At 65.2% G+C, this 18797-nt stretch carries 15 protein-coding genes and 3 CRISPR repeat arrays (1 of these 18 only partly in view); of the genes, 9 read left to right on the plus strand and 6 right to left on the minus strand.

Annotation, left to right across the window (positions count from 1 at the left end; genetic code table 11):
• Window positions 1–192: 192 nt before the first annotated feature.
• Window positions 193–927 carry an SDR family NAD(P)-dependent oxidoreductase gene (locus tag FB466_RS12565; RefSeq protein WP_141918809.1) on the minus strand — a complete coding sequence of 245 codons (735 nt, stop codon included), beginning with the start codon at window positions 925–927 and terminating at the stop codon, window positions 193–195.
• A 123-nt stretch (window positions 928–1050) separates the two neighbouring features.
• On the opposite strand from FB466_RS12565, the gene FB466_RS13800 reads away from it, so the two are divergent.
• Together FB466_RS13800 and FB466_RS12575 are read left to right on the plus strand one after the other, a co-directional pair.
• Window positions 1051–1329: an MmyB family transcriptional regulator gene (locus tag FB466_RS13800; RefSeq protein WP_342777461.1), complete on the plus strand. Its 279-nt coding sequence runs from the start codon at window positions 1051–1053 to the stop codon at window positions 1327–1329.
• 13 nt (window positions 1330–1342) lie between these two features.
• Window positions 1343–1747 carry a cupin domain-containing protein gene (locus tag FB466_RS12575; protein WP_211344833.1) on the plus strand — a complete coding sequence of 135 codons (405 nt, stop codon included), beginning with the start codon at window positions 1343–1345 and terminating at the stop codon, window positions 1745–1747.
• 176 nt (window positions 1748–1923) lie between these two features.
• Window positions 1924–4053: direct repeats of the CRISPR family, unit length 27 nt; unit sequence GGATCACCCCCGCTACGCGGGGAGCAG.
• A gap of 374 nt (window positions 4054–4427) precedes the next feature.
• Here FB466_RS12575 and FB466_RS12580 read toward each other — a convergent pair.
• From FB466_RS12580 to FB466_RS12590, 3 genes are read right to left on the minus strand one after another with little or no spacing between them, the layout of a single operon-like run.
• Window positions 4428–4838: a hypothetical protein gene (locus FB466_RS12580; RefSeq protein ID WP_141918812.1), complete on the minus strand. Its 411-nt coding sequence runs from the start codon at window positions 4836–4838 to the stop codon at window positions 4428–4430.
• 36 nt (window positions 4839–4874) lie between these two features.
• Complete coding sequence (locus FB466_RS13545) at window positions 4875–5231, minus strand: hypothetical protein (RefSeq protein WP_170206128.1); 357 nt, start codon at window positions 5229–5231, stop codon at window positions 4875–4877.
• Window positions 5192–5401 (minus strand): hypothetical protein, encoded by a 210-nt coding sequence (locus FB466_RS12590; RefSeq protein WP_141918816.1) that lies wholly within the window; start codon window positions 5399–5401, stop codon window positions 5192–5194. Before FB466_RS12590 ends, FB466_RS13545 begins: the two co-directional genes overlap by 40 nt.
• 101 nt (window positions 5402–5502) lie before the next feature.
• On the opposite strand from FB466_RS12590, the gene FB466_RS12595 reads away from it, so the two are divergent.
• From FB466_RS12595 to FB466_RS13925, 6 genes are all read left to right on the plus strand, one after another.
• Window positions 5503–6864, plus strand: a complete 1362-nt coding sequence (locus FB466_RS12595; protein WP_141918818.1) for a threonine/serine exporter family protein — start codon at window positions 5503–5505, stop codon at window positions 6862–6864.
• Between the two features lie 166 nt (window positions 6865–7030).
• Window positions 7031–9214 carry a hypothetical protein gene (locus FB466_RS12600; RefSeq protein WP_141918820.1) on the plus strand — a complete coding sequence of 728 codons (2184 nt, stop codon included), beginning with the start codon at window positions 7031–7033 and terminating at the stop codon, window positions 9212–9214.
• On the plus strand, window positions 9214–10335 hold the full coding sequence (locus FB466_RS12605; protein WP_141918822.1) for a DegT/DnrJ/EryC1/StrS family aminotransferase: 1122 nt from the start codon (window positions 9214–9216) through the stop codon (window positions 10333–10335). Before FB466_RS12600 ends, FB466_RS12605 begins: the two co-directional genes overlap by 1 nt.
• 3 nt (window positions 10336–10338) lie before the next feature.
• Window positions 10339–11316, plus strand: coding sequence for a glycosyltransferase family 2 protein (locus FB466_RS12610; protein ID WP_246054669.1), 978 nt, complete (start codon window positions 10339–10341; stop codon window positions 11314–11316).
• Window positions 11303–11728: a GtrA family protein gene (locus tag FB466_RS12615; protein WP_141918824.1), complete on the plus strand. Its 426-nt coding sequence runs from the start codon at window positions 11303–11305 to the stop codon at window positions 11726–11728. Before FB466_RS12610 ends, FB466_RS12615 begins: the two co-directional genes overlap by 14 nt.
• A complete protein-coding gene (locus FB466_RS13925) occupies window positions 11725–12663 on the plus strand; it encodes a WxcM-like domain-containing protein (protein WP_141918826.1) in 939 nt (312 codons plus the stop codon). The genes FB466_RS12615 and FB466_RS13925 overlap by 4 nt, the downstream gene beginning before the upstream one ends.
• A 13-nt stretch (window positions 12664–12676) precedes the next feature.
• Here the strand turns inward: FB466_RS13925 and FB466_RS12625 are convergent, their stop codons facing one another.
• Complete coding sequence (locus FB466_RS12625) at window positions 12677–14188, minus strand: leucyl aminopeptidase family protein (protein WP_141918829.1); 1512 nt, start codon at window positions 14186–14188, stop codon at window positions 12677–12679.
• Between the two features lie 139 nt (window positions 14189–14327).
• Window positions 14328–14774: direct repeats of the CRISPR family, unit length 27 nt; unit sequence GGATCATCCCCGCTACGCGGGGAGCAG.
• A 241-nt stretch (window positions 14775–15015) separates the two neighbouring features.
• Window positions 15016–15288 (minus strand): hypothetical protein, encoded by a 273-nt coding sequence (locus FB466_RS12630; RefSeq protein ID WP_141918831.1) that lies wholly within the window; start codon window positions 15286–15288, stop codon window positions 15016–15018.
• Between FB466_RS12630 and FB466_RS12635 the strand changes: the two genes are divergently transcribed.
• Window positions 15277–17319 (plus strand): HelD family protein, encoded by a 2043-nt coding sequence (locus FB466_RS12635; protein ID WP_141918833.1) that lies wholly within the window; start codon window positions 15277–15279, stop codon window positions 17317–17319. The genes FB466_RS12630 and FB466_RS12635 overlap by 12 nt on opposite strands.
• A 576-nt stretch (window positions 17320–17895) precedes the next feature.
• Window positions 17896–18797: a CRISPR direct-repeat array (repeat unit 27 nt; unit sequence GGATCATCCCCGCTACGCGGGGAGCAC); it runs 564 nt beyond the window's last position.

An 18797-nucleotide genomic window follows, 5' to 3' on the forward strand; every position in this document is an offset into this window, starting at 1 on the left:
TCCGCTGTGCTCCGTCCGTGGCCGAAAAAGGTGGGGGCGCTACCGACCAAAGTCGGTAGCGCCCCCACAACCTCTTTTACCCGGGGCTTGTGAGCCCGGCGGGAAATGGTTTCAGGCTACTGCGGACATGGAGGCATCGCAAACAGGGGAGTTGTTTTGTGGAGAGTGTGCGTACCCTGCCCCAGGCCCTGTTCACCAGCTCACGGGACCGTGCGCGTCAACGAAGGTTCCGCTGGGGGAGCCCGCGGGGAGCAGGGCCGCGTTGAGGATGACACCCGCAGCCTCCCCTGCGGTGAGCGGGGCGTCCTGGTTCAGGGGGGTGAGCTCCGTCTGGACAAAGCCCGGGCAGACCGCCGTGACCACAATAGTGCTGTCGGCCAACTGTTTGCTCAACCCAATCGTCACGCTGTTGAGCGCCGCCTTCGAGGTTCGATAAGCGTGCACCAGTGATGAGAAATAGGCTGAATCCGGGTCGGCCTGGTCGCTGAGTGATCCCATCGTGCTCGAAACGTTGACGATCCGCCCCGCGGTGCTTGTCCGAAGCAGCGGGGTCAGCGCATTCGTGACCGCGATAACCCCAAAAACGTTTGTCTCGAAGGTGGCGCGGAAAACGTCCACCGAGGAGTACTCGGTTGGTGGGATATCCGGTCTCTCCAGGACGACGCCCGCGTTATTGACCAGGATGTCGAGCACACCGTATCGGGTGCGGATTGTCTCGGCGGCCGACAGGATACTCATCTCGTCGGTGACGTCGAGGGTGACGGCATCCACGTTGACCCCCGTTACGGAGGTGAGAAAGGCGCGAGCCTCGTCCGTGGCCTTCTCCGTTCGGCCCGAAATAATGACGCTGTGTCCCGCCTCGGCGAGGGCCTGCGCCGTCGCAAACCCCAGCCCCCTGGTGCTACCCGTGATAAATGCAATGGACATTGGTTTTCTCCTGACGATTGAGGGTGTCTCGTGTGAGTGGGCGGTGTGAAAGTACCGCCACTGTGTAGACGCCGTTCATCAGGAAAAAGTGAGGCCGTACATCACGACGATTCTTTCGCGCGCGTGAGCAGACGGCCCGACCGGCGCAACCCGGTCAAACACCCGGCCCGGGTTCAGCTTCCCCACCAGGATGTATCGACGCAGAGCGAGACATTTCGTGCCCGCTGGGCTTCGCACAATGTGCGCTTCCACCGCAGCGGACGCAAGGCCCTGCGCCACCCTGCTGTGGGCGACCTTGGCCTCACCATTGAGGCGATGGGGCTGCCCGCCGACCCCGGCCTCACACTCTTCGTGTACACGGCCGAACCTGCCGAAGGCATCCGCACCGCACGGTCAGAATAGATAAGGATCGCTCATGAAAGCTAACCCCAAGCAGCCCACCACGGCGGGGTTTACCGAGATGTTTACCGGTGACGTGCACTTTGATGTGATTGCGCAGAGCGAGCCGCCGTCGCGGCTGCGCGTGAACACGGTGCGCTTTGCGCCGGGAGCCCGAACCGCGTGGCACCGGCACGCCAACGGCCAGACACTGCATGTGACCGACGGCCGCGGACTGGTGCAGTCTCGCTGTGGCGAACTGATCGAGATGCGGCCGGAGGCACCGTCTACAGGCCACCCGGGGAGTGGCGCTGGCACGGGGCGACTCCGTAGGACTTTATGGGGCACCTGGCGATGTGAGAGTCACTCGGCGAGGGCCAGGACGGGCCAGAAACTGAGTGGGGGAGAGCACGTCTCGGAGACTGAGTACCCTCGGCACTAGCCTGTGGCGGTGCACTCCGAAAGACATGTGCAGAAGTTGAGGAGGGACCTGCCGAAGTAACCAGACGGCTCCAGGATGCTGACAGTGGCGAACGTGGAGCCAGGCTTCGTTGGTCGGCGAGCTGAGCTGAGACTCGGGTGTTGTCGTAGACCCGAGTGTTGTCACAGACCCGAGTTGGATTATCCCCGCTACGCGGGGAGCAGCGGAGTCCAACTTCGCAACCCATTTCCAACCCAGGATCACCCCCGCTACGCGGGGAGCAGTTCCCCGGCGGTCGGGCGGAAACCCGCCCCATAGGATCACCCCCGCTACGCGGGGAGCAGTCTAGCCTACGCCACCGAAATGTGGCATGACTAGGATCACCCCCGCTACGCGGGGAGCAGTTGATAAAGATTTCGCGGGGTGCGCGGTAAAACGGATCACCCCCGCTACGCGGGGAGCAGTGGGCAGAGTCGGCTACCGTGTCGCTCACGATAGGATCACCCCCGCTACGCGGGGAGCAGGCCTACCAGTACCTCATCGACCAGGGCGTCGACGGATCACCCCCGCTACGCGGGGAGCAGGCGATGCGCTGGCCGCGGGGGCATACGTCGTCCAGGATCACCCCCGCTACGCGGGGAGCAGTGCAGGAGCTAGACCCCGACGAAGGCGACGAGCGGATCACCCCCGCTACGCGGGGAGCAGGAGGCCGCCGACACGGGCGACCGCGCCGGGTTCGGATCACCCCCGCTACGCGGGGAGCAGAATTTCAGTGATTTCGTCGTCGCCTGTGAATCGGGATCACCCCCGCTACGCGGGGAGCAGTCGTGGAAGATGCCGCTGAATCTTGCCGTGGTAGGATCACCCCCGCTACGCGGGGAGCAGGGCTGCCGCCGAGTCACGGAAGCCCGAAACGAGGGGATCACCCCCGCTACGCGGGGAGCAGGAGACCGACCAGGGCATCGTATCCACGCTCCTGGGATCACCCCCGCTACGCGGGGAGCAGGCCGCGAAGGCGGCGGTGCCGACTGCGCCGACGGGATCACCCCCGCTACGCGGGGAGCAGCCACCGAGGTGGTAGCGCTACCTGGACGCTACCGGATCACCCCCGCTACGCGGGGAGCAGAAGAAGACCAAGCCCAAGCGGGTGGCGTTCGGGGGATCACCCCCGCTACGCGGGGAGCAGTCCCGGCCGTGCGGGTCGCGGCGCGCCGCGAGAGGATCACCCCCGCTACGCGGGGAGCAGAAGACCTCAAGGCACTCGACTTCACACCAGAGCGGATCACCCCCGCTACGCGGGGAGCAGGCTGTCCTAATTTCAGCCATGATGTTCTCCTTAGGATCACCCCCGCTACGCGGGGAGCAGGTCCGATTCGTTGAGGACTGCGGTGGGTGAGGCCGGATCACCCCCGCTACGCGGGGAGCAGTCTGCGCTGTGACGGCAGCCTGATGGACGGCTTGGATCACCCCCGCTACGCGGGGAGCAGGAGCGTGGAGACGCTGCCGAGACCCGCATGGGCGGATCACCCCCGCTACGCGGGGAGCAGCGGTTTCAGGGGCGGCTCTTAGAGCCTTGGTGAGGATCACCCCCGCTACGCGGGGAGCAGGCAACCCCTTCTCGTCAATGCCCGAAGCTGAAAGGATCACCCCCGCTACGCGGGGAGCAGGACGCCGGGATGGATCAGATCACCCTCGGGGCGGGATCACCCCCGCTACGCGGGGAGCAGAAAAACTGCCTGGGCCAGCCCGTCAAATTTCTGGGATCACCCCCGCTACGCGGGGAGCAGCTCGAAGGGGTCGAGGTGGATCGTGATGTGGCGGGATCACCCCCGCTACGCGGGGAGCAGGAGTACCTGGGACAGATTTGGTCGGGCCGCACCGGATCACCCCCGCTACGCGGGGAGCAGAGCTGTGAAGCTCAGTAAGCTTCACATTGCACGGGATCACCCCCGCTACGCGGGGAGCAGGGCTACTCGGGCACGCCAGCCCGGCGACCACTAGGATCACCCCCGCTACGCGGGGAGCAGTTCTGAGTAGCTCCACCGACTTGACAAGGGTACGGATCACCCCCGCTACGCGGGGAGCAGTACGACCATTCATCCATCAGGATCAGTCGGGGCGGATCACCCCCGCTACGCGGGGAGCAGTGACCGGTGAGCGGCTTGATGACTGTCCCCCGGGGATCACCCCCGCTACGCGGGGAGCAGGTGCCTACGCATCCGGTGGCGGGCCACTGCGTAGGATCACCCCCGCTACGCGGGGAGCAGGAGGCCGAGGGCTTCTTGTAGGGCGCTGGTCATGGATCACCCCCGCTACGCGGGGAGCAGACTAACTGATCAGGTACTTTACCGACGCAACAGCCGATTTAGATTCACTTCGCGCGCGCCCCTCCTCAACAACTGTATGGCCAATCATCTGTGGTTATGTGGTTAGCCTAGAGCCCCTCGCCGCGGTCGTGTCCTTATTCGGGGGTGGATTCACCCCGCACATCCCCCGCAGTTCAGGGCGGGAAGAGTCTTCTTTGACGCTCGTGTCACCCGCCCCAGGGTCTCACGGGGCTTCTGGGCGTTCTCCCAGCCGCTCTAGGGCTCGCGTTTTTTCAGGTTCAGGAAGGGCACCGTATTCGAAGCTGTGATGACGCCTCTCGTCTCCGGGGTGAGGAACCTTCGTGGGGCGCTATCCGGGTAGCCCGTTACAAAGATCAGCCGAACACTGTGAGGCCGATGACCCCCAGGAACAGGAGGCCCACAAAAGTAAGGGCGACGACGTTGAAGCCGATTCCCGTTGTTTTGGTTGTGCCGGGTGCGCCGAGTTGACCTCTGGTCCACTGGGATGCGGGTGCGCTGTACTCCAGCTGGGCCGGTTCTGATCCGGGCGTGAGAACGACCGCCGCCTTGCCGTATCGGATTATGAAGGGCATTTCGCACTGGACGTGCACGGGGCGATCAGCGGGGATGGTGTACCGCTGGGTTCCCCAGCCGAGCGGGAACTGCTGCCCGTCGAGGAGAACCACCGGAACAACCCAGGGTGTGAGGATCGCGGGGAGCTTCCGCGAGTGCAGCACCAGGGTGCGGAGTGGGGGCTGGGGGTACGGCATGCCGGGTAGTGTCATAAAACGATTTTAGGGCGGGGTCCCACGCTCCGGGTCTCACACCTCTGCCCTTAACTCTTCCCGCTGCGCCAGAACTCGCTTCAGCCGGGCCTTGGTGAGGTTGCGTTTCACGATCCACGCCACATCCGTATCGTTCGTATCGAGCGACTCAAACGCGGGCAGGCCCGCCCCGGGGCATCCGGCCACGGCCACACTCCAGCAGTAGGCGAGCCCCGTGCGCAGGGTGCGCACGTCCGGCTCCTTCCGGGTTTCCGCCGGTCGGTGCACAAAACTGTCCGTCACCCGCTGGCAGACCTCCACCGCGAAGCGGCCCGTCTCGGGATGCGTGAGCAGGCGGGGCTCACAGATTCCGGCTATCGCGGCCCGCTGGGTGAGGGGGTCATCGCTGAGCATCCAGGCCCGGATGAGGGGTGCAGTTTATCCCGCCGGTTGTCTCCCACCAGTTGCGCGGCCATCGCGGTGCCCTCGCGCACCCACCAGGAAGCATCGGCGGTGAGGAAGGCCGGGATATCCGCATCCGGCATTGAGCTGAGGGTATCGGTTAGCCGGGTGACGGTGCTCACACGGTGAGAATATTCCTCTACCTCGTCGCATCTTTGTTCCCCAGCATTTTGACCGCACCTTAATATAGCCAGCGGCCCCCGCTCTGTGGTTCCCTAGAGACATGGATGCGGCACCCGCTCACTCCGTCGCAGAGTTGCAGACGCTGCGGCAGTTCCTCCTCGGCCTTGCCGAGGGGATGATCGCCGCCAACGAGTCGGTTGATGAGATTCACGACCTGCTGGTGCGGATATCCCGGGCCTACGGTGTGCCCGAAACCGACTTTGTGGTTCTGCCCACCGTCATCCTGGTACAAACCGGTGGGGTGACGCAGGGCCGGGTGGCGATCCGGTCGCGGGTGAGTTCCACCTTCCGCTTCGATCAGATCGCGGAGCTTTACGACCTGCTGCACGAGGCGGAGCGGGCGGGGGTCGAACCGGAGGACGGCATCCGGCGGCTTAACGCCATCGGTGCGATGCGGTCGCGGTTTGGCTGGGTGGTGCGCACCCTGGGCCACGCGCTCGTTACCGCGGGCCTGTCGCTTATGCTCGTGCCCACCTGGCAGGGTGCACTTCTCGCGTTTCTGCTGGGGCTTCTCATCGGCCTGGCCAAGCTGATCCGCTCGCCCACATTGCAACTGATATTCCCCACGTTTGCCGCGTTTGTGTGTGCTCTTGCGGTGTTCCTCCTGGCTGAGCAGATCGGTATTGGCGACCCGCTTCGACTCCTCATCGCCCCGCTCGCCACCTTCCTGCCGGGCGGAACCCTCACAACGGCCACCGTGGAGTTGGCCTCCGGCAACATGATCTCGGGGGCCTCCCGGCTGGTGACCGGCGTGGTTCAGCTCGCCCTATTGGCGTTTGGCATCATCGCGGCGGGTACCGTCGTGGGGGTGGGGGAGGCCGGGTACATGACCCAACCGGACGACGCCTCGCTACCGTGGTGGGTCTCCCTCGCGGGTGTGGGGCTCTTTGCCGTGGGGGTGTACCTGCACTTCTCCTCACCCGCCGCCACGTTTGGGTGGGTGCTCGTGGCGATCCTGGTGGCGTTTGGTGGGCAGTTGGTGGGTGCGGCCCTCGCCGGTCCGACCCTCAGCGGATTCCTCGGGGCCGTCGCGATGACGCCCGCGGTGCTGGCCATCGCGGCGCTGCCCCGCGGGGCGCCGTCGCAGATCACATTCCTGCCCGCGTTCTGGCTGCTCGTGCCGGGCGCCTCGGGGCTGATTAGTCTCACCGAGGCGGCGGGGGCGGGGGCCGGTCTGTACGGGTTTGCGACGGCCATGACCACGGTGATGTCGATTGCGATCGGTATTCTCATCGGTACCGCCCTCTACCGTGTGGTGCGTGACAGCGCGAAGGAGATCGAAACCTTCGCCGTGGCCCTGCCCGAGACCATCGCCCGCGCCGCGCCGCTGCCCCTCTGGTCCCGGATGTTCCCGGGCCGCTCCCGCCGTCGGCCCCCCTCGGGCGGAGAACCGACCGCCTAGCGCTGTGGTGACCGCCCGCCATCGAGATTTTCCGGTGCCGACGATTATCTCGCGGGAGGGAAAAACGGGGAAAACCGTGGAATAATGACGGGGTATCGCATCATCCCAACCATCAAATTCTGTCGCATTGAGCGATGACGCACATAGTAAGGAATGCGCAGAACCTGTGAGCAGCCCATCCGATAGCCGCCCTTCCTCTGCCTGGCTCCTCACCGTTGAGCGGGTGTTATCGTCAACTGCACTGCGGCGCGGGATCACGCTCACCGCGTGCATCGTTCTTCTGCAACTTGCCGTCTTTCTCACGTTCTATACGGGGCAGAGCATCCCCCCCTACGATTTTCTTGGTGCGTATGCGGGTGACGCCTTTGTCTGGTGGACCGACGGGGGTTTCTTCAACCGAACGGAGTGGGTTCCCTACGTGTGGGCTGGCTACCCGTCGGCCAGTGGCCTGCAAAACAGCGGGTGGTACCTTCCCACGGGAATCATCACACTCTTCGGGCCGTATAGTTTGCACCTGGCCGCGATTCTCGCCGCCATGCACGTGGCTTTCGGCGCGTACGGCATGTATTTCCTGCTGCGGGTGCTGCGGGCCCCCTTCTTTGTCGCGCTCTTCGCGTCGGTGGCGATGTTCTTTGGCGTTGGCTTTTTCAGTAACGCGTCACATATCGATATTGCGCGGGCGTATGCCTGGATGCCCTGGGTTCTGCTGGTCCTCACCCCGCTCTGGAAATGGAACAGGTGGTGGTCCATCCCGGTTGCCACGTTGATCGTGTGGCAGGCCCTCACGGGGATCTACCCGGGAACGACGGTCGCTGCGGTCTACGTTCTCGTTCCGTGGGTCGTGGTGGTCTGCCTCGTGTATCGTCCCCGGGTAACGGCCTTTCTGCTGCCGCTGGCGGTGTCGGGGGTTGTCGCGCTGCTGCTCTCCATGCCCCGGCTGCTTCCCTACTTTCTGCTCAACGGAGGGGGCGATGTTTCCCGGGACGCCGATTCCTCCCGCTTTACCCCCTCCGTTCTGGGCACCGTCCTCTTCAGCTACGACTACAAGTACGACATCCCCAACGATGTGACGATGCGCTCGTTCTTCATCCCGGTCGCGGTGCTCGTCTTGGCCCTTTTCGCCCGGTGGTCCGATCCGCTCTGCAAATTGGCGTGTGCCCTCGGGGTGCCCGCCCTGCTGCTCGGGATGCCGTTCCTCCCCTGGTATAATGCGGTCCAGAGCCTCCCGGGCCTCGGCCTGAGCCGGTTCACAATGAGCGATTTCAAACTTTTCCTGGTGCTCGCCGCCATTCTCCTGGCCTGTTCGGGGCTGCGGAGGCTCACCTCCACGCTCACCCAGCCGCGGGTGACCCGGGGGATGGCCGTGTCACTCACCCTCGCCAGCCTCCTCGTGATCGGGTTTAGTGTGCTTGCGGTCAGTGGCCGTCAGACCAAATCTGAGGTTGTCTACCCGCTCCTGCTGCTCGGTTTTGTCGTGGCGCTCGTGACGGTTTTCGTCGTGTATAATAACGCCCGTGACTCAAAGTGGTTCGCGAGCAGCGCGCGCGGGGGGCTCGCCACCCTGTTCAGCATCGTCATCATCCTGGCGACGGCCGGCTCGGGGCTGCTGTGGGCCTACACGACTCCCGGGCCCTGGAACGTGAACCGGGAGGCTATCGAGCTGAAGGCCTACGGTGCGACGATTGACAGCCTCATCAGCCAGCGCGCCGACAACACGGGTGAGCTGACGCAGCGCCCCGCCCGGGCCCCGCTTCCCGAGGACCTCACCCGAAAACTCCTGTATAATCGCCAGGGAAACGCGGCATTTTTCAGCGGGGAGTACTCCGTTGCCGGGTACATCAACCTCCGGGGGTCAGAAAGCCTCGACACCCTGGAACAAACGCTCCTTACCTCGGATATTCGCCACGAGTTCGCCGCATTCCTCGCGCTACCCGGCACGATTCTTGCCGTCTCCGAGGAGGGGCGTACCACGAAGACCGCGCTATCCGACTGCGTGCAGAACGAGGACTGTGGAGTTGACGCCACCCCGGTCTCCTACTCCCCCGGCGAGTACGTGTATCAGGTGTCGCTCACGAACCCAACGGTCACGAACCTCAACGAAGCCTACTTCCCTGGATGGTCGGCCGAGGCCTGTTTCGCGGATGGCGACTGTGTGCCCCTGACCCCCGAGTTGAGCCCCTACGGCACGATTCAGCTGGCGTTGCCGAGCGGAGACTTTGAGCTCTCCCTCAGCTACTCGCCCCCGGGGCGGGGGGCGGGTTGGGTTCTCTTCGGTTCGGGCCTGATGATACTGTTGGTAACCATTGCTACAACGGTTGTGACAACACGGCGCAGGGAAGTGACTGAGTGATGACGGCTGAAAAGAAGATCGTTCCGTTCAACGATCTTGGCCGCATCGAGCCAGGCCTTCACGCCGACATCATCGACGCGATCACCCGAGTCGTCGGGAGCGGCTGGTTCGTCATGGGCCCGGAGCACAACGCCCTCGAAAAAGAGTTGGCGGCCTTTGTGGGTGTTGAGTGTGCGGCGCTTGTCGCGAACGGTACCGACGCCCTCACCCTGGCCCTCTGCGCCCTCGGCGTCACGAGTGACGACCTGGTTCTCACCTGTGCCAACGCCGGTGGGTACACCTCGATTGCGGCGGGTGCTCTGGGGGCAACCCCGGTCTATGCGGATGTTGACGCCGTTAGCTACCTGGTAACCGTCGAGACGGTGCGGGCGGGCGTGGAGCACGCCGTTACCACACACGGTCGCCAGCCCGCGTGTATCGTCGTCACCCACCTGTTTGGGGCGAGCGCCGACATCGTGGGGATCACCGAGTGGGCACACGACCGGGGGATTCCGGTGGTTGAGGACTGTGCCCAGGCGCTCGGCGGTGTGGCGGGGAACGCCCGGCTGGGTTCCATCGCGGATATCTCCACCACCAGCTTCTACCCCACCAAAAACCTCGGCGCGCTCGGCGACGCCGGCGCCGTGTTCACAAACCGCTCCGACCTGGATGCCCGGGTGCGGAGCCTGCGCCAGTACGGCTGGGGTGCCAAGTATCACAACGTGGTTTCTGGCGGTATGAACTCCCGCTGCGACGAGGCGCAGGCCGCGGTTCTGCGCCTCAAACTTCGTCAACTTGACGGGTGGAATGAGCGCCGCCGGGCGATTCACGCGCAGTACGAGCAGGCACTCACCTCCCCGTCGGCGCGGCTGCTGAACAGCGTGCGCAACGACTATGTGGGGCATCTGGCCGTTGTGGTTGTAGAAGACCGCGAGGCTGCCGCCCGGGTCTTCGCCGAGCACGGGGTAAAGACCGACATCCACTACCCCGTGTGCGATCATCTTCAGGCAACGGCCCCGGCGGGGGCCTACTCCCTGCCCGTTTCTGAGTACGCGGCCGAGCACATCCTGTCGATTCCTCTCTTCCCGGAGCTCACCGACGAGGAAACCGGTCGAATCGTTGAGGCGCTGCGGGAGCTCTAGGTGATGACAGGCGGTCCTCCGGGGGGGCAGAAATCCCCGATTGTGTACTCGGTCGTGATTCCCGTGTATAAAAACGAGGGGAGCCTTCCCACCGTTGTCGAGCGGCTGGGGGAGATGCAGGGCCGCCTCGACGGCCCGCTGGAGGCCGTCTTTGTGGTTGACGGCTCACCCGATAATTCGCTCGCCATCCTGCGGCAGCTCCTGCCGGAGGCGAGCATCCGATCCCAGCTCATCGCGCACTCGCGCAATTTTGGTTCATTCCCGGCGATCAAGGCGGGTTTTGCTGCCGCCAGGGGCGACTACGTTGCCGCCATGGCTGCCGACCTTCAGGAGCCCATCGAGCTCATTGAGGAGTTCTTTGGATGCCTCGCATCCGGCGAGTGGGACGTTGCGGTCGGTACCCGCGAGGCCCGCGAGGATCCACTCGTCTCCCGCACGCTCTCCCGGACGTATTGGAGCAGTTACCGCAGGCTGGTCCAGCCGGATATGCCCGCCGGTGGCGTCGATATTTTTGCCACCACTCGTGCCGTCGCCCGGAAACTGGTCTCGCTCGACGAGTCGCACTCCAGCCTGGTGGGTCTGCTCTTCTGGCTTGGCTACCGGCGCATCGAGATCCCCTACTCCCGTCAGGAACGGGTGCACGGTAAGAGTGCCTGGTCCATGCGCAAGAAGGTCAACTACCTGCTCGACAGCGTGTTCTCGTTTACGAGTATGCCCATCACCGTGATTCTGGCGCTCGGCCTCACCGGTTCGCTGCTCTCGGTGGTTGCGGCCTTCTGGGTTTTTGTGTCGTGGCTGGTGGGGAGCGTGCCGGTGCAGGGGTACACCGCGCTCATGCTGGTCCTGCTTTTTTCGACCGGTGGCGTTCTCTTCGCTATCGGGGTACTCGGAACCTACGTGTGGCGAACCTACGAAAACACCAAGAATCGTCCATCTTCTGTTGTCATGAGCACAGAGGTCTTTCACGATGACGATGCCTAGGGCAGCCGATAGGACGCTCGGGCAGGTCATCCGGTTTCTGATCGTCGGTGGCTCCAACACCCTCATCACCTACGCGATTTTCATTGGGCTGGGGCTCGTGATTCCGCCGTGGATCGCCTACTCGATTGCCTTCGGGGTTGGCCTGGTGTGGGTGACCCTGGGGTCGTCGCGCATCGTCTTCCGGGCCCGGGCGGGGGGCGCCCAATTGGCGCTTTTCTGCGCCTGGTACCTTGTGGTTTTTGGGGTGGGCCAGCTGGTCATCCGACTGATTGATCCCCGGGGCTTTGTGAGCCTCGCGGTCACGAGCCTGATCGTTCTGGCGTGCACAACGCCCCTGACATTCCTGGGCGGTCGGTACATCTTCCGCCAGCGTGAACCCCAACAGGTGGCCAACGAAGAGAGAGAATCATGACCGCGTTTTTTCACCCCAATGCCCTCGTCGAGTCTCCGCACATCGGTGACAGAACGCGGGTGTGGGCGTTTGCCCACATCCTGCCCGGTGCCCGTATCGGGAGCGACTGCAATATCTGCGACGGTGTTTTTGTGGAGAACGATGTGCACGTTGGCGACCGGGTGACGGTCAAGATTGGGGTGCAACTCTGGGACGGCATCACGCTGGAGGACGACGTGTTTGTGGGCCCCAACGTGACCTTCACCAACGACCTGCACCCGCGGAGCCGCCAGTACCCGACGCAGTTTCTGACGACGGTGGTGCGGAAGGGGGCATCCATCGGCGGCAACGCCACGATTCTCCCCGGCATCACGATTGGGGCGGGTGCGATGATTGGTGCCGGTAGCGTGGTGACGCGGGATGTTCCGCCCGGTGCCGTCGTTGTGGGCAACCCCGCACACATTAGGGGCTACGTGAACACGCCCTCGGTCGTGTCGGATGGCGGCCCCGTTGAACCGATCGACTCGGCCCCCGACACCACCCCGCCCAGCCGGGTGAAGGGTGTAAAATTTGTGCGGTTGACGCGCGCAATCGACCTGCGCGGGTCTCTCGTTGCCGGGGATGTGGGTGGCGACGTTCCCTTTCAACCCCAGCGGTTTTTTGCGGTCCACGATGTTCCCTCGGCCGAGGTCCGTGGGGCCCACGCGCACCGCGAGTGCCAGCAGTTTCTGGTCTGCCTGTCCGGTTCCGTCCACGCGATTGTGGATGATGGGACCAACCGCGAAGAGTACGTGCTGGACTCCCCCGACCGTGCCCTCTACATGCCCCGGATGACGTGGGGAACCCAGTACCGGTACAGCCCGGACGCGATCCTACTGGTACTCGCATCGCTGCCGTACGACAACAGCGACTACATTCGCGACTACGACACCTTCCTTGCGGAGGTCACCGGCTAGGGTGCTCTAGGAACTACCGCAAGCTCGCGGCGCGAAAGCCGGTGGCGAACTCGGCGAGGAGTCTCGCGCCGAAGCCGGTCGGTCCCTTGGTGCGCCACAGCTCATCCTTATCGGACTGCATCGGCCCGCACATGTCGATGTGCGCCCAGGGCGTTCCGGCGACAAACTCCTCCAGGAAGAGTGCCGCCGTCGTCGAGCCAGCGTAGGGCCCGCCCAGGTTGGAGATATCGGCGACGTCGGAGTTGAGTTGCTCGCGGTAGCGGTGTTCCAGCGGCATCTGCCAGACCCCCTCATCGGTTGTGGCTGAGGCCTCCCGCACCCGGTCGATGAGGTCCTGATTGTTGCCGTACAGCGCCGCCGTCAACAGCCCAAAGGAGGCGAGGGATGCGCCGGTCAGCGTGGCGATGTCAACGATGGCATCCACCCCGTCCTCCGTGGCGAGGACCAGGGCGTCGGCCATGACGAGGCGGCCCTCGGCATCCGTATTCTTCACCTCAACGGTGGTGCCGCCCCGGATCGTGAGGACGTCTCCCATCGCGGTTGCGGAGCCCGACGGCATATTGTCTGTGCACATCAGGTAGCCGGTGACGGCCGCCGGGCAGCCCAGCTCGGCGAGCGTGGTCATCGCGGCGAAGATGGCGGCCGCGCCCGACATATCCATCTTCATGGCCAAGTGCATGGCGTCGCCCGGCTTGAGCGCGATCCCGCCCGAGTCGTACATGATGCCCTTGCCCACGAGGCCGAGGTGGCCCGTGGGGGTGCCCGTGGGGGTGTACTGGATTCGGATCATCCGTGGCTCCTCAACGCTGCCAGCGTTCACACCGAGGAGCCCGCCACAGCCCAGCTCAATCAGCTGTGCCTTGTCGTAGACGGTTACGTCAAGGTGAAAATCTGCCGCGATGGAGCGGGCGAACTCGCCAAAAACGGTTGCGGTGAGGTGCGCTGGCGGGGCAAAAGCGAGGTCGCGAGCGAGCGCCGTGGCCCGGGCCAGCTGGCTCCCACGCAGGGCACCAGCGGTGCTCTCGCGTGACCCCAGGAGGTCGAGCCGGGCGAGGCGAACGTGGTCTGTGGTGGTCTTCAGCTCGTCGTAGTGGTAGCGGGCGAGGAGTGCCCCCTCAACCACGGCGGTGGTGGCCTGATCGGCGTCCAGGTCGGGTGCGGCCTCCAGGAGGTCGAGCGCCAGGTGCCGGGACCGCTTGGCCCCGCGGCTTGCGGCGGCGGCGGCGTTGCGCAGCGCCGACACGGTGAGTGAGCCGACAGCACCCACCCCCACCGCGAGGAGGGAGGGTTCGCCGTGCCGGGGGAGAAGGAGCGTCTCGCCCACCTTGCCGGTGAAGCCCGCAGCGGCGAGCCCCTCACGGTCGAGGCCGATCACCCACGGGACATCCCCGTCGGTAGACACGGCGTGCCCCACGGTATCCGTGCTGGGGTCTACGTACTTCGTGATTTTCACCTCAGCCTGTGCGCCCCGTGAGGGCCACGGCGTGAAGTCGGAGGGGATAAGGCGGTGAGGTTGGTGCGACATGGTGTCCTCGTTTCGACGCTGAATCCTGGCGGCGGGCGGAGCCTCGCCGAGTGGTTCTCAGCTTAATCCTTGGTGGTTGCGGGGTCTAGGGGTGGGGGCGGGAGAGGTTATGGGGTTGAAGAGTTGTGCCTGCTGTGCGGGGTTATCCCCGCGTGGCGGGGAGCAGTTGGGTCTGGCGAAAAAGTTACCGGGAAGGTTGGGATCATCCCCGCTACGCGGGGAGCAGAAACGAGTGCGTTTGTCGTTCCTCGAATGGTGCGGATCATCCCCGCTACGCGGGGAGCAGGATCTACCGGCATCTCAACTCAAGTACAGGAGGGGATCATCCCCGCTACGCGGGGAGCAGTTCAGCGGGCTGGCACCGGACGCGGTCTACTCGGGATCATCCCCGCTACGCGGGGAGCAGCGGCAGGCCGTGAGTACGGGGAAGCGGGAAAAGGGATCATCCCCGCTACGCGGGGAGCAGCCGGTGCCGCCACAGTAGAGACAGGAGTGGTCAGGATCATCCCCGCTACGCGGGGAGCAGTCATCACGCCCCCCCTGCCCCGCCGCCTGGCGGGGATCATCCCCGCTACGCGGGGAGCAGACTACCTGATCAGGAACTTTGCGACGCAAACACCGGTTTTACCATCACAACTTTTTGCCGCCGCAGCCTGCCTCTCGCGTCATTGTGAATCCACATCATGCTCTAAGGCTATGGCAATAAGCGCAGTCGGTACCTTCGAATACCGCGAAGATTCACCCCGCAGATCCCCCGCATCGCTCACGTGGCCTCTGCACCCGTCCAGACGGCACCCCACAGCCAGAGGGTCTATCGTTGATGCGGGTCATTTCGCCGGGTACTGCCAGGCTGCCCCCCAGTTGCCCCCGCCCATCCGAAGGACGCACTCATCCCTACCCCAGCTGAAGCCCAGTCTCGTCTCGACCTGCTCCGTGCCGTCATCGCCGAGTTGGCCGGGCAGGAACGCGCACGCCTCGCCGCTACCCTGCGTGAGTCCGGGGATGCCACCGAGCTGTGGGAGCGGGATGCCCGGGCTGCCCACCAGCAGCAGCAATTGCACCGCCTGGAGTCGGCCGGGGAGAAGCTCATGTTCGGGCATCTCAACATGCTCAACGAGGAGAGCTGGTTCATCGGGCGGATGGGGATTACCGACCCGGCATCCAAAGACACCCTTCTCATCGACTGGCGGGCACCCGTCTCGCGCCCCTTCTACACCGCCACCCCCCTGCAACCCGAGGGCACGGCCGACCGCAGCACCATCGAGTCGAAGGGTTGGGACATTACGCGGGTGAGTACGGAGTCGCTTGACCCGTTGCGGATACCGGAGGGTGCGGCATCCGTCGGCGTCTCCAACGCGCTCATGACGGCGGTGTCACAGCACCGCACCGGGCGGATGAACGACATTGTGGCGACCATCCAGCGGGAGCAGGACAACATCATCCGCTCGGAGCTGCGTGGCACCCTGCTCGTGCAGGGCGGGCCGGGTACCGGTAAGACCGCCGTCGCGCTGCACCGCGCCGCGTTTCTGCTGTATGAGCACCGTGAACGTCTCTCCCGTTCGGGCGTGCTGATTGTGGGGCCGAACCCCACCTTCCTCCGCTACATCGGCAATGTGCTGCCCTCGCTCGGTGAGGACTCCGCCATTCTCACGACCATCGGTGATCTGCTGCCCGGGATCACCGCCGACCGCCACGACGACCCAGCCACGGCCGAGATTAAGGGGCGTCTCGTGATGGCGCAGGCGATTAAGCGGGCGGTGGAGCGTCGCCAGGTTTCGACGCAACAGCCGGTTACGATCCCGCTCGAATCGGGGGATGACGTCACCCTGTCATCCGCTCACCTCGCCGACCTGCGCACCCAGATGCGTCGCCTGCGCCGCCCGCACAACCCCGCACGTACCGTGTTTGAGAACCGGTTTCGTCGGCTGGTTGCGACCCGGGTGCTCAGCTCGAAGCGACTCAGCACGGTGTACTCGGCGAACAGTGCGGAGGATGTCGCCGACCTCGCCCACGAACTTGCCGACGACGACCGGGTGACCGCCACGATTGACCGGCTCTGGCCCATCCTCACCCCGGGGGAACTCCTCCGCGGGCTGTGGACCGACCCGCGTGAACTCGCCGCCTGCACGCCCGGGTTCAGTCGCGAGGAGCGCGCCGCCCTCGCCGCCAGCTACCGGCCAGCGGATGCCGGTGGACGGGCATCCTGGAGCGACTCCGACGTTCCCCTCCTGGACGAGGCGCAGGAGCTTCTCGGTAACGACCCCCGCCCCGAACTGCGGGCGGCAGCCCGACGCCGTGCGGGCGAGGCGCAGCAGCTACAGTACGCGCAGGGCGTGCTCGACATCATCAGCGACACAACAACCGATGACAGCGGCCAGGCTGGTTCCTCGGTGAGCGCCCAGCAGCTTGCGGAGCGACAGCAGCAATCCGACAACCGCACCGTGGCCGAGCGTGCCGGTACCGACGAGACGTGGACCTACGGTCACATCATCGTGGACGAGGCGCAGGAGCTAACCCCGATGGCGTTGCGCTCACTCATCCGACGCTGCCCCATGCAGTCGATGACGCTCGTTGGGGACATCCACCAGGCGTCCGTCGCCGTGGGGCGGGCGAATTGGGACAGCATTCTCGGTACCCAGGTGCGTCGGTACCGCCGCGAAGATCTCACCGTCAACTACCGTACCCCCGCCGAGGTGATGGCCGCCGCAGCCGGAGTTCTCCGCGTCATCGACCCGAACGAACGGCCATCCGCGGCCATCCGCTCCACGGGGCGTGCGCCCGTCTTCACGCGCGTGCCGGTGGACGCCCTGGTGCCGCGGGCCGTCGCAGAGGCATCCAGGTTTGTGGCCGACACCGGCGAGGGTACCGTCGCGATTATCGCCGGAATCGGGATGCCCGCCCCTGCCCTCACCTCCCTCCGCGAGTCGCTACCGGTGCACGAGCGGGTCTGGCTCGGCACCCCGCGCGACGCGAAGGGTCTGGAATTTGACCGGGTGTTGCTCGTGGAGCCGGGAGTCGCGGGGCGGGTGTTGACCGCGCCCGAGTACCGGGATCTGTACGTGGCGCTCAGCCGGGCGACACAGGACCTGGTGGTGCTGTTCTCGGGGGAGCTGCCGGAGGGGCTGGGGTAGCCCGCTCCCCGGGGGCTCAGCCGAGGTGGGGGGGACCCCGCACGGGTAGGGGCGGGGCTTCTCGTTGGTGGCTGTGCGCCGGGTATCCGTGGCACCCCGTCGTTGGACGAAACGCCGCGCTTCATGTGTAGTTCTGTAACCCCCGCGCCGCGGGGAGAAACGGTGTGCCCCGGGAAACCGGGGCACACCGTCAGGTTCATCCCCGCTCCGCAGGGGAACAAAATATCCCATTGCGTTGAATCTGTCAGGTGCTTCCTGGTCGTTGGGGGTGCCTAGGAAGCACCTAGGTTGTCACCGGCCATTACGTTCCCGCTACGCGAGAGACCTCGGGACGCAGCCGCCTGCGGGCCGGGGTAATATCCCCGCTGCGCAGGGAAGAATTCTTACGAAGGGAATCCACCCATCGCGAAAGGATCATCCCGTTGAGTCGGGAAAGTTATGGTGCCAAAAAACAAACACCATTTAAGCATTTTAGGTCATGGGAGGCTCCAATCGTAATCGGGCGGGTGGCAGTGTGTCGTAGCTGAGGACAGGAACATTGCCGCGGCTTCCTCATGGCGACAACCAAAGCAGACCTGATCATCCCCGCTACGCGGGGAGCACGCACGGTCCGGGCAGTGTCGGCGGCAGAAATCGGGATCATCCCCGCTACGCGGGGAGCACCCACACCCTCAGCCGCCAGCGCCTCGGCCGCGGGGATCATCCCCGCTACGCGGGGAGCACGCCGCTGCGTGGGCCACACCGGCCGCTTCCAACGGATCATCCCCGCTACGCGGGGAGCACGCCTGCACGCTGCGTTCCGCCAAAGTTCCTTTGGGATCATCCCCGCTACGCGGGGAGCACTGTCGGAAATGCGGACCGAGCTGGCTGACGCCAGGATCATCCCCGCTACGCGGGGAGCACCCGTTCTCCAGATTCTGTAAAGCCCAAGCACCGGATCATCCCCGCTACGCGGGGAGCACGCGTGTCCCATCTCCTGCTCCGAGGAGACGCTGGGATCATCCCCGCTACGCGGGGAGCACTGGAGCTGTACCGCGGGGTGGTGGACGGGCTGCGGATCATCCCCGCTACGCGGGGAGCACGGGTCGAGGGTTTGGGTTACGAGGTCGCCGCCGGGATCATCCCCGCTACGCGGGGAGCACACCATCACGGCTGAGCTGGTGAAGAGCCGGGCCGGATCATCCCCGCTACGCGGGGAGCACACCTCGCTGCCGTGACCGGCACGTCCGGCGAGGGGATCATCCCCGCTACGCGGGGAGCACCCAACGTTGCGGGCCTGCACGGTTCCGTCAGCGGGATCATCCCCGCTACGCGGGGAGCACAATCTCCGGGCTACTGAGCAGACCGCCAAGCCCGGATCATCCCCGCTACGCGGGGAGCACGCGACCACCCGGCACCAGGTCGCTATCGCTCGGGGATCATCCCCGCTACGCGGGGAGCACGTGAGCATCAGTGAGGTAGGAGCCCTGCCGGTAGGA

The organism is Klugiella xanthotipulae, from assembly GCF_006716695.1.
Classification (GTDB): domain Bacteria; phylum Actinomycetota; class Actinomycetes; order Actinomycetales; family Microbacteriaceae; genus Klugiella; species Klugiella xanthotipulae.